Origin of the sequence: Bifidobacterium sp. LCP19S3_E9, from assembly GCF_052121135.1 — a bacterium.
GTDB classification, from domain to species: Bacteria; Actinomycetota; Actinomycetes; order Actinomycetales; family Bifidobacteriaceae; genus Bifidobacterium; species Bifidobacterium thermacidophilum.
This window is the reverse complement of record NZ_JBQKEV010000008.1, coordinates 97240-112394: the sequence shown is the minus strand read 5'-3', so window position 1 is coordinate 112394 and position 15155 is coordinate 97240. Positions and strand designations below refer to the sequence as shown.

The following is a 15155-nucleotide window of genomic DNA, read 5'->3' as shown; positions in this document are numbered from 1 at the left end:
CGGCACTCGGACGGCCTTTTTAACGACACGTCACGTTAAACGCACGCCGACACGCCTACAGCCACTTGGCCTGACCGGCATCATAAACACCACGTTTAGTTCCTATAGGCCGCAAACCGCGAGCCCAATCGTCACAACCTTCTACCGATGCTGGCGGGTGCCTCAGTGTCGGCAGAAGCTGTGGTTTCGACGCCGTGTCCATCTTTCACTTTCTGCCGACGCTGGGGGGGGTGAGCTTCGGTAGAGGCAGATGCATGCAACACGGTGTCGTCAACACGTATGCGACTGGCGTCCCCGTTCCCAAACTGTCTACGCTGAGCCCTCCGTTAGCGTAGACAGTTTGTACCAGACCACAAACTGGTGACGATGGTGGCGTCGTTGTCGTAGACAGTTTGTACCAGACCACAAACTGGTGACGCTGACGAGGGTGTTAGCGTAGGCAGTTTGACAGGCAGGGTTTATTTCTTGCGTAGGGCGCGACGCAGGCGGCCGAGCAATCCGGGTTTGCGCAGCAGGTCCATCGATTCGCCGATTTGGTCCGCCTCGCTTGCAATGGCGAACGTATACGTCTTATGCGAGTTGGGCTTGCCGACCAGGTCGCCGAATTCCAGTAATTGCGTGCGCGGATGATACGGGTGCCGGATATCGAATTCGAACAGCCTCGCCGCCACGCGTGCAGGCGCAGGCCCATACGACCCGAATCCGCAAGTCGGGGAAGCGACCATCAATATGCCATCGACTTCACCTGCGAAACCATTGCGGTGATCATGCCCTGCACAAATCGCGAAATATCGGTCGCCGTTCGTAAGAATCGCGTATTCCCCGCTGTCGGCATCAGGACAGCTCACGCCTTCGCCCAGATAACTGCCAGGCAAGGTCTTGTCTTCGTCCAGAACATAGCTATGCCCAGAGAACACGCGATACCCTTCCACGGCGTGCGCCGCGTTCGGCGGCACCGATTTGAGCAGCCGGTAATACTGCGGGATGGGGAAATGCTGGAACACCATCATGCGAGTGTGCAGAACATCGGGCATGAGGCCAAGGAATTTCAACGCCGCGTCCGATGGCGAACCGTAACCGCCGGAACGGGCATAGTCCCCGGAATCCACCACGGCCAGCCCCAGCACGGTGCGCTTGCGGTCCACATCCATCACCGGCAGCGCGAGCGTCCCCGCCTCACACGGGTAGATGCGCTGGTCGGGGAGTCCGGAACTGGAGCGGGTGCGAGGCAAATCAGGCCGCGATGCGGTTGATTCGGCGTTGAGACACCCGGGGAACTCGCGATAGATGGCGTCCATTTCCTCGCGACTCAGCCCGCATTGACTGTCGTGGTTACCGTACGTGACCACCCACGGGATGCCACGGTCGATCAGCGGCTGGAGAAACTGCCCGATGCTCTGTCGTACCATGTCGCGCGTATGGTCGAGCTGCTCGCGGCTCGCCTCGTTCTGCCGGATACGTTCCAGCGGGGTGCGCCAGCTGCGCTTGCGGAACGTATCGGCGTAAGCGCTGTCATACCCGGCGATCTGATTGCCGGTGAAGATGACGACATCCGGTCGCGCGGCATCTGCGGCGGCAGCGATGAGACGTATCGTATCGCTGGATACCTTCGGGCCGTCCTGGATGTCGGAAAGCTGTAACACTCGGAATTTGCCGGATTCATGGAATTGCAGACGTCCCAGACGTGCGGACACCGATGTCGGACGGTGTGTGGCGTTGCGTGTTCCATGATTGGGACGGCTGTCGGGACGTTGCTTGTCGCTCATGTCATCCACACTAGTGCACGCCGGCCCGGATTGCATGCCGAGTGGCCTGTTCGGCGAGGCCCGGTTTTGCCGTGGCGGGTCACGGAACCCTGTGCCAGCTGGACGCATTTGGTCGAAATGCCCCCTGCCGTTGCCCCGGGGACGATTGCCGTCAGGCTGGATGAACCCGGGCATGAAGCTGAATGATCTGCCATGCAATTGGTAGCGCATACCCAGTGTGCTGCATCGTTGTCCCAAGCATCGGCTGGTTATATAAGAGCTACCGGCAAACGGAACCCCTTCGGAGCGAAGCAAACCGGCGAGGTTTCGTCCGAAGCCCCATAATTATAACTGAACCCTTCTTCTTCTCTTCTCTCTCCTTGGCCCCGGCGGAAACGTCGGGGCTTCTCTTTTACGCATGACAGGGCGGCAGACGCGCAATGATGGACAAGAACCCGCTGACGAGATATCTGAGCATGTCTCGGCTGCCATATCGCTTCGTTGCCTCCAGCTTTTCCAAACTGGTTACGCCAACGGCCTTGTGGGCGTAACCAGTTTGCGGAGAATCGCGGTATCGTTCGACCACCTCGCCGGCTATCCGGCGGCGACAGTCTGTCAAAGAAAAACCTTCTACCGACGCTGACGAGCGTCTCAGCGTCGGTAGAAGGTTATCGGTGATGCCGAGATATCGGCGGACGGTTGCGATTGTTGGAGACCGTCTGACCAGACGGCAGTCTCTCAGCGCTCGCTCTCAGTCCTCTCCCTCAGCGCTCGCCGCTGGCACGCAGCAGGGCTTCGGTGAGGTATTTGCCGGCGGCCATCACGAGCGGGGCGTACCGGCGGCCAGGGGTCGTACCCATGCGGCCAGTCGGCCCGGAGATGGAAATCGCGGCGATGACCTGGCCGGAGGGGTTGCGAATCGGCGCGGAGATGGAGCATACGCCGTCTTCGCGTTCATTGACGGATTCAGCCCATCCGCGCTTGCGCACGGCGGCAAGCTTGGCGGCGGTGAATTTCGCGTGGCGCAAGCCCTGATGCAGGCGTTCTGAATCTTCCCACGCGAGCAGGATCTGCGCGGCGGACCCGGCTTCCATGCTCAGCAGCGCCCCGACGGGGATGGAATCGCGCAGACCACTGGCACGCTCCACGGCGGCGATGCACACGCGCTGGTCTCCCTGGCGACGGTAGATTTGTGCGGATTCGCCGGTGCGGTCAAGCAGAGTCTGCAGAATTGGGCCGGACGCGGTGAGCAGGCGGTCTTCGCCGGCGGCGGCGGCGAGTTCAGCGAATCGTGATCCGAGAACGAAGCGTCCATGCTGGTCGCGGATTACGAAACGATGGCGTTCCAAAGCAATGGCCAGACGATGTGCGGTTGGTCGGGCAAGGCCCGTTTCGTTGACCAGCTGGCCGAGGGTGGCAGGCCCTGATTCGAGCGCATCCAATATTTTGACCGTTTTGTCAAGTACTCCGACGCCGGAATGGATATCGCTATCGGCTTGCGGCGACTGATTTTGATCGAGGTTGGGACCCATGAAATCCTTGGTGTCAAAGCGTTCCGGTCCCACGGGGACGCGCAATGTGGAAGAAGTCATATTCCGGATTATGCCATCTCACATATCGAAACGCAAAAGCAGGCACCCGTCGAAAACCGACATAGTGGAGTACAGAGGGCCATGTGGAAACGCATGGCTGAAGTAATTTTAGGGCGAAAAACGTTGAAATTCCGCCAAAGGAGACAGCATGGGAACCACATTGGCCGAAAAGGTATGGGCTGACCATCTCGTACGGCAAGGCGAAAACGGCGCGCCGGATCTGATCTACATCGACTTGATGCTGATGCATGAGGTCACCAGCCCGCAGGCGTTCGAGGGGCTTCGTCTCGCGGGCCGCAAGCCGCGTCACACGGATTTGCTGATTGCGACGGAAGACCACAACACGCCGACCGTCGACATCGACCGTCCGAACCCCGACAAGACTTCCGCGCTTCAGCTGAGCACGCTGGAGAAGAACTGCAAGGAATTCGGCGTCCGTCTGCACCCGCTCGGTGACGCCGACCAGGGCATCGTGCACGCTTTCGCCCCGATTCTGGGCCTCACTCAGCCGGGCATGACCATCGTGTGCGGCGATTCCCACACTTCCACGCACGGCGCGTTTGGCGCCCTCGCGTTCGGCATCGGCACCTCCGAGGTCGAACACGTGATGGCCACGCAGACGCTGTCGCTCAAGCCGTTCAAGACCATGGCCGTGAACATTGAGGGCGAACTGCCCAAGGGCGTGAGTGCCAAGGACATCATCCTCGCCATCATCGCGAAGATCGGCACCGGCGGCGGCCAAGGCCACGTCATCGAATACCGTGGCGAAGCGATTCGCAAGCTGAGCATGGACGAGCGCATGACCATTTGCAACATGTCCATTGAGGCGGGCGCCCGTGCCGGCATGATTGCTCCTGATGAGACGACCTTCGAGTACCTGAAGGGCCGTCCGCACGCGCCTGAAGGCGAGATGTGGGACAAGGCGGTTGCCTACTGGAAGACGCTCAAGACCGATGACGACGCCGTATTCGACAAGGAAGTGACGCTCAACGCCGCCGATTTGACGCCGTTCGTCACTTGGGGCACCAACCCCGGCCAGGGCGTGCCGATCACCGGCAATGTCCCCGATCCGGCCAATATCGCCGACGCTGAGCAGCGCGCAGCCGCCCAGTCCGCCATCGACTACATGGGCTTGAAGCCCGGCCAGCCGATGAAAAGCATCCCGGTGGACACGGTGTTCATCGGCTCGTGCACCAACGGCCGCATCGACGACCTGCGCACCGCGGCGAAGATCATGAAGGGCCATCACAAGGCCGATTCCATCCACCGCGTGCTCGTGGTGCCTGCATCCTCCCGTGTGCGGCTTGAGGCCGAGCGCGAAGGGCTTGACAAGATCTTCAAGGATTTCGGCGCGGAATGGCGCAACGCCGGTTGCTCGATGTGTCTGGGCATGAACCCGGACAAGCTGGTGCCGGGCGAGCGTTCGATTTCCACTTCGAACCGCAACTTCGAGGGACGCCAAGGCAAGGGGTCGCGTACGCATCTGGCGTCGCCCGCCGTTGCCGCCGCAACGGCGATCCGTGGCACGATTTCCAGCCCCGAGGACCTGTAAACCGCAATCCCACGCCAAACAGGCTGAACAACTTAAGACGCATAAACGCGCAATCCGGCCGCTGACAACACGCCCGCGGCCGGTGAAGGCCGGCAGGCAGACGCCGGCCGATGAAAGGAATCGTTATGGAAAAGCTGACCGTGGTGACCGGAACCGGCGTTCCGCTCCGCCGCTCGAATGTGGATACCGACCAGATTATCCCCGCCGTGTTCCTCAAGCGGGTCAAGAAAACCGGGTTCGAGGATGCGCTGTTCTACGCATGGCGCCGCGACCCTGATTTCGTGCTCAACCGCCCCGAATATAAGCAGGGCAAGATTTTGGTCGCCGGACCGGATTTCGGCATCGGCTCGTCGCGCGAACACGCGGTGTGGGCGCTGCGCGACTACGGTTTCCGCGTGGTCATCTCCTCCCGCTTCGCCGACATCTTCTACGGCAACACCGCGAAGAACGGTGTGCTGGCCGCAATCATGCCGCAGGAAAGCATCGAGCTGCTGTGGAAGTTGCTTGAAGAGGAACCCGGCCGTGATATGACCGTCGATTTGGGTGCGCGTACCGTGACTTGCGGCGACGTGACCCTGCCGTTCGAGGTGGGCGACTACGTGCGCTGGCGTCTGATGAACGGCTATGACGACATCGATCTGACGCTCCAGCATGAGGATGATATCGCCGCCTACGAGAAGATGCGCGCCAAGAAGTTCCCGTTCAAGCCGAAGACGCTGCCGGCCAAGCATTGGCCGGACGTGCCGATCCAATCCGCGCGTGAGCCTGAGCAGGCCAAGCCGTGGGCCGGGCCGATTGGTAGCCGGGAGTAGTCGGGGCATACGCTGTTGGCCGCGGAATCCGTGTGGATTCCGCGGCCTTTTGCGTTGCAGACGCGGGTGGCGGGATGCTTGACTACGGGCGCATTGTGCAGGCGAGCGGTTGCGGGAATCCGGTGAATACAACCATTTCTGGGGCGTCGCTCCCGCGGGACTTCAGAAATCACAAGGCGGAAACCAACACCCGTCTGCTGTTGGCGATTTGGCGATTCGCCGCGCCGGATACGGTACGCTTACGGGGACAGCGCAGCCGCATCCGGACGAAACCGGAGCACGTCCCGACCGGAATGGAGCAACACATGGCGAAATACGCGAACGTCGAGGAATATCTTGGCTCAATTGCCGACGAGCGGCATCGCGCCGAATTCAAGGAACTGCTCGACTGGGTGCATGCCACATGGCCGCAGCTGGTCTGCGAAGTCAAATGGAACCAACCCATGTTCATGGACCATGGCACATTCATCATCGGGTTCACCGCGCTGACCAACCATGTGACCGTCGGCTCAGAACCGCGTGCATTCGAGCATGCCATGCCGCTAATAGAGCAGCAGCATCTCAAGCGTGGCAAGAAAACCTTCCAGATTCCGTATGAGCGTAGTGACGCGTGGGAGGTGCTCGAGCAGATTATCGAATTCACCATCGCGGACAAGCACGACGTGCAGACCTTCTGGGATCAGCGCCGTCCCGGATGTTGATATCCGCGGTTTCGTGAGGTAAGCCGCGGGATTGCCTGCGTGGGTTGGCGGCGGATTATCCGCGGATTGTCCGCGCAGAACCCTAAGCACACGTCAGCTTTCTGTTTCTGCCGACGCTGAGGGCCTCGTCAGCGTCGGCAGAAACATAAAGCCGGGGGAGCCACAAACAGTATGCCCGTGCTGACCTGCTTGCCCGCTCTGATGGGATTGATCTACGCGGTTTGGTTCACGCGCCGATGGCAGCTTTGATGCGCCGGGCGAGCGTCGCATCCCACATGGCGCCGGTCGCGCTCATCACCGCATCTGCACCCGCCTCTCGGTACGCGAGGTAATGTTCCGGCTCGATGACCCCGCCGACGCCGATGATTGCGAAATCAAGCCCGAGGCGCTCACGAATCGCCGACAGGCGGCGGACCATGTCCAGTCCAGCCCCACGGATCGCGTTTCCGCACACACCGCTGCGGTCGCGCCCCTCGCCGGGAAGCGCCTGATTGCCGGAAGCGTCCACGAGTTTCGCGGAAATCGTGTTGATAGTGGAGAAACCTTGTGCCGTGCCATGTCCGACGGTTTCGCGCACCATGGTCTCGAGCTCGATATCCGAGGGGAAATAGGCGAGTTTGACGATGAGCGGCCGGTCGCCGATCTCGTTCTTGACTGCTTCGGTGATGCGGCCGACCAGATGCGGGTCGTGGCACAGCAGCCGGTTATGGCCTTCGTTCGGGCAGCTCGTGTTCATTTCCATGAGCTGTGCGCCGGTTTCGCATACGAGCCGTGCAGTGGCCACGTGGTCGGCGATGTACTCGTCGGTGCTCATGCCGGCGACGCGTGAGCCTTGGAAACTCGGCACCAACAGCTGTCCGGGGCCGGCGGCGGCGATGGCGTCACGCATATCCGGCTGCCATACATCAGGATCGCGCGACGGCACGCCGAAGGAATTGGAAATGGAAATCGGCAAATCATACCGGGTGTCCGCGAGCACGCCTTCATCGAGTTCGGGGCTGCCGGGGGTGAGCGATCCGTCTGCCGCCTTGGGGTGCACGGCCAGTACGTTCGGGAAAGGATTGCAGCCCCATGCGCGCGACCGTACGGTCTTGTACACAGCCAAATCGAATCCCATACGGAAGGCGGCGGTCGTGAACCGTGAGTTGAGCAGCGGGCCGGCGGGAATGCCGAACGGCAGATTCACCGGGAAACCGAGCACGGTTGCGGGTTCTGTGGGGGTTGCGTGTGTCGCAGCGGTTTCATCGGTTGCCGGAGCCGATTCGGAAGTCGCCGCGGAAGCCATCGTGCCGCTGTTGGACGCTGCAGCCTCGCCTTTCAGTGCCGAAGCCTCACCCGCCAGCGCCTGCGCGAACTGGCCGAACGGCCCGCGCCGGTAATTGTCGTCATAGGTGAGGTTGACGTCATAGAACGGCTCGAATTGCTGGTTGGTCATGCTTGCAAACTCCCGTCATTTGCCTTTTGGCACCCGTATTTGCTCCCAGTATATGGATTGGTGCGATTGGTCGTGGCGATGTGCGGCGCTGGTGAGACGATTTGCGCGGCTGATTCAGAACGACCGATTCGGGTGGTATCCCGAAACCGACCGCGCAGTCGATTCCGACCAACAATCACTCGCAGGCTACGCCGTCGCCATCGCGGTCGAGTTTCCTCGAATACCCCGGTTGCCCTTGATACAGCGGAGCCTTGCCCGCCGCGCGGACGGCCGAGCAGTTCTGGTAGTAGACATCCCCGCCGGATTGCTGCGCTGGAGCTGGAGCCGGTGCAGCCTGTGTCTGCGCCGGTGCGGGCGCCTGCACCGGCTGGCTGTCTGCTTGCGCAGAGGCGGCCACACCGCCGCCATCGGGCACGGTCTGCCCCGGGCAGCCGGACAATACGTTGGTCATCGCGTCTTTCTCAGCCTGCGTCACCCACAGTGCGTACTTGTGTTTCACGCCGATCTGCCGTGCGACATACTGGCAGCGGAACGACTTGTTCGACGGCAGCCAGGACGCCGCGTCGGAATCGGATTTCTGCTGGTTTGCCGGCCCGTCCACCGCGAGCAGATTGTATGGGTCATTCGCCAGTTGCAGCCGCTGGTCAGCGTTGAGCTGCTGCGCGCCCTTTTGCCACGCGTCGGACAACGCGACGACATGGTCGATCTGCACGGCGGTCGACGTGTGCTGTCCGCGCACGAAATTGATGGTTTTCCCGGTGTACGGGTCGTTGAGCGTGCCGGTCTTGACCACGCAATCATGCGTGCCAGATTTGAAGGTCACGTTCGTCATATCGCGTTTGAGGATGTCGTTGCGCGTGTCGCAGCCGTTGTGATCGACGTCCGACCAGGCGGCACCGAATTGGGTGCGCGCGTATCCGGTCTTGGGTGCGCGCCCTTTAACCGGCAGGGTTGCCAGCATGTCGACGGCGGCGCCGGACGCGTTGTACGATCCTGAATTTGCGTCGGATTGCGCGGATGCGTCGTCTGACGGACTTGCGCTGGATTCGGACGTTTCGCTCGGAGAGGCGGATTCGGACGGAGTCGCGCTCTCCGACGCGGAATCGCTTGACAACGCCGATGTATCGCTGTCGGACCCGCCGCACGCGGACAACGGCACCAGCATTGTGCCTGCGAGGATTGCGGCGATCAGCTTGGTCAGCGAACGTCCCCTGGAAAAGACGCCACGCGTGATATTCGAATATTGGCGCTCTCCCGCGCCGCCGGAATTGCTCATGTGATGCTCCTCCACATGCTTGATCATTCCAAATCCCTCCGAAGCACCGCCCGATAGCGTGCTTCAACGAGACATTCTATGTCCGCAGGAAGGCTGACAACCGGCATCTCGCAAGCGTGTCATGGACGGTGTTGTCGTTGTTCTGTGGCGATTGGCGGAAAACCGCTTTTCACGTACGATTCGGCTGGTAGCATGTTCATCGCTTATGCACATGCGGTGTGGCACCATGGTGATACCAACCAGTAGTGTGTCAGCGTCGGCCGCCCATTGGGGCGACAGACGCGTCCGGGCAAGGGAATCGAAAGAGGTCGACGTGGTCGAAGAGAAAGACGATGTGCTCCATGTTGAGGGCGGCAAGCCGCTCCATGGCACGATCAAGGTTCGCGGAGCCAAGAATTTCGTAAGTAAGGCCATGGTCGCCGCCCTGCTCGCGCCCGGTAAGTCCGTCTTGAAGAATGTGCCGGAAATCCGCGATGTCCATGTGGTGTCCGATTTGCTGCGCCTGCACGGCGTGGACGTGAATGTGGACGGCAAGAACGGTATCGTCACCATCGACGCCACCTACGTCAAACTCGCGGATGTCGCCGATGTGGACACCTTGTCCGGCTCCTCGCGCATTCCGATCCTGTTCTCCGGCCCACTCGTGCATCGCTTGGGCGAGGCATTCATCCCGGCGCTCGGCGGTTGCAATATCGGCGGGCGTCCGATCAACTTCCATCTCGACACCCTGCGCAAACTCGGCGCCGATGTCGACAAGGAACACAAGGACGGCATCCATATCACCGCTCCGAACGGCCTGCATGGCGCGAAAATCCATCTGCCGTACCCATCGGTTGGGGCCACCGAGCAGACCCTGCTGGCGGCTGTGCTCGCCGAAGGCAAGACGGAACTGTCCGGCGCGGCCATCGAACCGGAAATCATGGATTTGGTCGCGGTTTTGCAGAAGATGGGCGCAATCATCTCCGTGGATGTGGACCGCACCTTCCGCATCGAAGGCGTGGAAAAGCTCCAAGGCTTCACCCACACCGCACTGACCGACCGCATCGAAGCCGCTTCCTGGGCTTCCGCGGCGCTCGCCACCCGCGGCGACGTGTTCGTCAAGGGGGCCACGCAGGCCGACATGATGACCTTCCTCAACGTGTTCCGCAAGGTCGGCGGCAAATTTGACATCACCGACGAGGGCATCCGCTTCTGGCATCCGGGCGGCGATTTGCACCCGGTGGCCATCGAGACCGATGTGCACCCCGGCTTCATGACCGACTGGCAGCAGCCGCTCGTGGTCGCGCTGACCCAGGCGAAAGGCCTGTCGATTGTGCACGAGACCGTGTACGAGAACCGTTTCGGCTTCACCAAGCCGCTGGTACAGATGGGTGCGACCATTCAGCTGTACCGTGAGTGCCTTGGCTCGTTGCCCTGCCGTTTCCAGCAGCGCAACTATAAGCATTCCGCGGTGATTTTCGGGCCGACCCCGCTGACTGGGCGCGACATTGACGTGCCGGATTTGCGCGGCGGTTTCAGCCATCTGATTGCGGCGCTCGCGGCTTCCGGGCCGTCCGACGTGCATGGGATTTCGCTGATTGATCGCGGATACGCCGACTTCCGCGGCAAGTTGCTCGCGCTTGGGGCTGATATCGACTGACGTAGGCATGGTGCTTGACGCTAGGTGCTCTGTACTCGGCGGCTGGTCCGGTAGGTCTGAACCGAGATGTTGCCAGGTTAGCTGATCCCGATGGCTATTGGTACTGATGGTGCCGTTCTCCGATGTGGAGGGCGGCACCACGTGTTTTCGGGCGGTATCTGGACGCGGTGTGATGGGGAAGTCACACGGCGGGCAGATGACGGATGACAGCAACGAGCCGATACCTATCGTCAGCCGCGTGTCGCGATGTTAAGATGGCGCTCAGTTGAGAAGTACAGCCCGGAAGACGAGCGTTGTTGTTCGGTAGGATTCGGGGCGCTGAGACGAAGGGATTCGCCATGTATTGTGGGCACTGCGGATGGAAGAACACCGATGATGCCAAGTTCTGTGCGTCATGTGGCAACCCTCTGCGTCAATCGGGTGCGGGGCAAGCAGCGGCGCAAACCGCGGTACAAACCCAGCCCGGTCAGGTGATGGCACCTGATGACTCTCCGGCTTCGGCTCCGGATCCTGTACGTCCAACAGCGTCGCCATCATCCATCGAACCGAATGCCACTGCATCGAATACCCCTGTGGCTGCCACACACCAGCCCAAAGCCATCATCGCGGCGATTGTCGCAGCGGTGCTTGTCGTCGCAGCGGGTGTAACGGCAGGCCTTACATATCATGCTGAACTCTGGGGCGGCAAGACCTTGCCTGATATCGCTGCAGCCAGTGCGAACGCCGGAAAACAAACAGGAAAGGCGAAAGCTGCCGTCACTGCGGATTCCGTGGTCGCGCAGTTGAAGACCAAAGGCATCACTTCAGCCAAGCGCCAGGAATTTTCCGGGGCTGAGAAAGGCGCCTTCCTTGGGTATGGCAACGCCAAGGCCGGGCAGCGCGTGCGGTCCGGTTCCAGTGTGGTCGTACGTGAATCCGCAGGGCCCGGCGTCCCTAGCAACGTCCAACATGCGAAAGCCAGCACGGCAGTCACCATACTCAAGACCATGGGCGTGCCGGTTCACACCAAGCAGATCGCAGTGAGCTCCTCCTCAAAACTCGCCGGTGGCACGGTCGTTGCGACCTACCCGCTGGCCGGTCAGGCGGTCACCGACGCAACCACCGGCATCTACGTCGGCGTTGCGGCGAAAACCGACAGCAAGACCCCGGCCATCCCCTATGACGCCATCGGTACGGATATCAACAGCGTGAAAGACATACTCGCCAAAGCCGGCGTAAACGTCACCGCCAAGCCTCATTTCTCGTCCAAGAAGAATGTCGGCAAACTGGTCTCTTCAAGCCCGGCGCCCGGCACTGTGCTGTCCTCGGGCGAAAGCGTGACGCTGTACTACGGCATCGGCGCCGACAAGGTGCAGGAGGCGACCGTAGGGCAAAGCAATGCCCCGTATTTCTACGCTTCGGAACTCAACGACACGGTGACTGGCACGTATTGCAAGAGCGCTGTGACCGACGTTGCAAAAGATTGCATCACGCTCGCGCAGGATGAAAACGGCTCGGTATACCGCGTCACGGCGAAAGACACCGGCACAAGCAGTGATGGGCACAGCAACGACATCCTTACCATGTGCTTCCCCTTCGCGGACGGCAACGCCGGCGACATCGGCACCTGCTCGTACGGCGGCTCGCAACTGCCGGCAGGGGAGGGCGGCATGGCGAAGCGCCTGATCGCCAAGCAGTGGGGCGCCTTCGATTTCGGCGAGCTCGGCGGCTCACCAAGCTGCGGCACCGCCATGTTCTCCCCGTACGATGAAGGCTGCAACGCCAGCAAACAGGTTGTGCAAGACTCCCATGACATGTCCGGAGCAACCTTCGACATGCGCGACTTCTACGTGTTCTTCGCTTCCGGAGCGAATCTGGACGCCATCGAGAAGAGCGGGTATTTCGACGACAGCGCGCTCGCGGCTGCGAAGAAAGGTTCGAAGCCGGACACGTCCCGCCCGTTCATCCTCGCCCGTGACGCCTCGCAATACGACACCACCAGTGTCCCGTACAACAAGGCGCCGGTGCCGTCCGGGCAGACGCTGGTGCAGGACCCCTTCGTCCCCGGAGTCGGCGAGTTCTCTGCGTCCGTGAAGTTCAAGCCCGCCCCGACCGACGCGAACGCCTACTATCTCGTCGAATCCGGCCAGCCCGACTGGCAGAGCCTGCCCGACTGCGACGCCAACGGCACAGTGTCCGAAGCCGCCGCGCAAGAGCAGGGATTCTGGCGCCAGGTGCAGGGGAAGTATATTTTCTCCGTTGGTGCTGGCGCATGGTCAACGATAATGACGGTTAATGCAGATGGCACATTCTCTGCTGATTATCACGATTCCGACCTTGGGGTAACCGGCGATGGATATCCGAATGGATCCAGATCGATCGCGTCCGGCACAGGTAAGTTCAACTATTCCAAGCGCAACGATGATGGCTCGTTCAGCATGACATGCGACCCAAAGGCGTTCCACCAGAACGGCACCGTCGGCGACGTGACCATCAAGGACGGTGTCCGGGTGGAAACGGTTGACGGCATCTATGGGCTGACCCCGTGCAACACATTCACCGTGTATCCGACCGGATACGCGACCAGCGCGCTGAGTGACGACGTGAAAAGCTGGATGTATGGCGTGATCAGCAATCCGCTCCCATCGACGCTGGCCGGTCCGCTCATCGTCAATGACCGCGGTACGTTCGCCTTCATCTACGACCAGAACTGATGACGGAGTGGCTATCTTCCGGCAGTATATTGAAATCTTTTTTGCACTGATTGGTTCAGAATAATGATTCAAGGATCGGCCAGATTTTTCGTTAGCCCATCGGAACTGGTGAAGCGTTTGTCGATACGAGCATCCGCCTGTTGCGTGGCTTCGACGCTTGTCAGACTTTCCCGTCTGATTTGAACGGCATACCGTTCTCACGGATGGATTGCCGCGGAAATACGCTGAAAGGCAGGTGATATTCCGGGTAGGCCATTCTGCGCGTATTGCGATTCGCTCCCGGGAGATCTCGCGCGAATCGGTCGAGAACGGGTAAACTCCCGGATTCTTGCGGGAGTTTACGGCAGATATGCGAATACGGTGCTGTTCTCCCAAAATCGGCTTTTGGACCGTTTTTCAGAACCGCGGAATTCCAACGTTCCTGTTGGGAGATTATTTGTCAGGGCACCGGATTGCGCAAAACTCCCACGTCCCGTGCGGGAGTTTAGACGCGAATCGCATGATTCGCCGAGTTCTCCCGCAGGAACGTCCCTTTCGGTGGCGGCAGGGCAATCAGATCAAACCAAGCCGGCTGAACGCGTGAGCGAACCCGTCGTCCTCCACGCTGTCGGTGACCATGTCCGCCGCCTGCTTGATCTCCTCGATTCCGTTGCCCATCGCGACGCTGGTGCCGGCTGCGAGAATCATTGCCATGTCGTTGCCGCCGTCGCCGAGCGCGATGGTGTCCTCGATGCGATACCCGAGTGTGCGCGCGACCTGTGCCACGGCGGTGCCCTTGTCGACGCCGGGGATCAGCAGCTCCCCGTGATTGTCCGAGATCTTGCCGTACGTGCCCGGCACGGCGGTAAACCACCGGCTGAGCGCCTTGCACGTGTCCTCGAACGACGTCGGATTGCCACGATCGGCGAAATACGAGCCTTTGCTCGCCCTGATGGATGCGCCGAGGCTCTGCCCGTGTGTGTCGAGATCCTCGATGACATGCCAGCGGGACGCGAACTGCGGATCCTTCCACGCGGAGCCTTTCGCCTGCAGATACTGCATGTACCCGCGCGACACGTACATGCCGTTCGGCCCCTGCCACTGGTAGTTGCGGATGTCGTGCTCCCGGAAGTACGCGGTCGCCGCATCGATGGCTTCGGGGCTGATTAGATGTTCGAACAGTGTGCGGCCGTTGATGTCCGCCCGCGCCCCGGCGACCGAGACCACGCCATCGAAGCCGAGGTCGAGGATGCTCTGCTCGATTTTCATGAGCGACCTGCCGGTGCAGATGAACAGCAGATGCCCGTTGCGCTGGGCTTGCCGGCACGCGTCGACAGCCGATTGCGGCACGTGATGATGCTCGTCGGCCAGCGTGCCATCGATATCGATGAACACGAGCTTGCTGCCGGCAGGCGCATGCTGACCGGATATACGCGGTTCGGCAGACACCTGTCGGTCGTCCGGTGGCACATTGCTGCGATTTCTGCTGTCCTTGCTGTCCCTGTCGCCCTTTCCACACATGCAGTCCATACAGCTCATGCTGCCAGTGTCGTCCCTGCGGTTCGTGCCATTCGCATCGCTGATATCGCTCATACCGCCACCGTACCGCCCGCCACAGTCAGATTCCTGGCGATTGAACGCCGGGAATCCGCACAAGGTCCGATTTTCGATTGATGCCGGCGATCCGCCGCTGACAACCAGTCGGGCCCCGACGGATTGACGGATTTCATG

The 15155-nt window shown here is 61.0% G+C and carries 10 protein-coding genes and 1 pseudogene; 6 read left to right on the top strand and 5 right to left on the bottom strand.

Translation table 11 applies throughout. From position 1 onward, the window contains the following. Positions 1-458: 458 nt before the first annotated feature. Positions 459-1766 carry a metallophosphoesterase gene (locus tag ACTQYB_RS05815; protein ID WP_441482058.1) on the bottom strand — a complete coding sequence of 436 codons (1308 nt, stop codon included), beginning with the start codon at positions 1764-1766 and terminating at the stop codon, positions 459-461. A gap of 743 nt (positions 1767-2509) precedes the next feature. Continuing rightward, positions 2510-3277 carry an IclR family transcriptional regulator gene (locus ACTQYB_RS05810; protein WP_015449792.1) on the bottom strand — a complete coding sequence of 256 codons (768 nt, stop codon included), beginning with the start codon at positions 3275-3277 and terminating at the stop codon, positions 2510-2512. A 208-nt stretch (positions 3278-3485) separates the two neighbouring features. On the opposite strand from ACTQYB_RS05810, the gene leuC reads away from it, so the two are divergent. The 3 genes from leuC to ACTQYB_RS05795 all read left to right on the top strand — a co-directional run bounded on the left by leuC (position 3486) and on the right by ACTQYB_RS05795 (position 6402). Continuing rightward, complete coding sequence (gene leuC, locus ACTQYB_RS05805) at positions 3486-4889, top strand: 3-isopropylmalate dehydratase large subunit (RefSeq protein WP_015449793.1); 1404 nt, start codon at positions 3486-3488, stop codon at positions 4887-4889. A 125-nt stretch (positions 4890-5014) separates the two neighbouring features. Further along, positions 5015-5701, top strand: coding sequence for a 3-isopropylmalate dehydratase small subunit (gene leuD / locus ACTQYB_RS05800; protein WP_441482059.1), 687 nt, complete (start codon positions 5015-5017; stop codon positions 5699-5701). A gap of 305 nt (positions 5702-6006) precedes the next feature. After that, the gene (locus tag ACTQYB_RS05795; RefSeq protein ID WP_321046992.1) at positions 6007-6402 is read left to right on the top strand and encodes an iron chaperone; all 396 of its coding nucleotides are present in this window, start codon (positions 6007-6009) and stop codon (positions 6400-6402) included. A 226-nt stretch (positions 6403-6628) separates the two neighbouring features. On the opposite strand, the gene ACTQYB_RS05790 is transcribed toward ACTQYB_RS05795, so the two are convergent. Both ACTQYB_RS05790 and ACTQYB_RS05785 read right to left on the bottom strand, forming a co-directional pair. Next, positions 6629-7837: a diguanylate cyclase gene (locus tag ACTQYB_RS05790; RefSeq protein ID WP_101454829.1), complete on the bottom strand. Its 1209-nt coding sequence runs from the start codon at positions 7835-7837 to the stop codon at positions 6629-6631. A gap of 175 nt (positions 7838-8012) precedes the next feature. Beyond that, positions 8013-9113: a GmrSD restriction endonuclease domain-containing protein gene (locus tag ACTQYB_RS05785; RefSeq protein WP_441482104.1), complete on the bottom strand. Its 1101-nt coding sequence runs from the start codon at positions 9111-9113 to the stop codon at positions 8013-8015. A gap of 313 nt (positions 9114-9426) precedes the next feature. On the opposite strand from ACTQYB_RS05785, the gene murA reads away from it, so the two are divergent. The 3 genes and pseudogenes from murA (at position 9427) to ACTQYB_RS05770 (ending at position 13445) form a co-directional block, all read left to right on the top strand. Beyond that, positions 9427-10752, top strand: coding sequence for a UDP-N-acetylglucosamine 1-carboxyvinyltransferase (gene murA, locus ACTQYB_RS05780; protein WP_441482060.1), 1326 nt, complete (start codon positions 9427-9429; stop codon positions 10750-10752). Positions 10753-11090: 338 nt separating this feature from the next. Beyond that, positions 11091-11156: pseudogene (locus tag ACTQYB_RS05775) on the top strand (zinc-ribbon domain-containing protein); the annotation flags it as partial. A gap of 168 nt (positions 11157-11324) precedes the next feature. Further along, a complete protein-coding gene (locus ACTQYB_RS05770; protein ID WP_441482105.1) occupies positions 11325-13445 on the top strand; it encodes a PASTA domain-containing protein in 2121 nt (706 codons plus the stop codon). Between the two features lie 552 nt (positions 13446-13997). On the opposite strand, the gene ACTQYB_RS05765 is transcribed toward ACTQYB_RS05770, so the two are convergent. Beyond that, positions 13998-15017, bottom strand: a complete 1020-nt coding sequence (locus ACTQYB_RS05765; RefSeq protein ID WP_441482061.1) for an HAD family hydrolase — start codon at positions 15015-15017, stop codon at positions 13998-14000. Positions 15018-15155 lie beyond the last annotated feature (138 nt).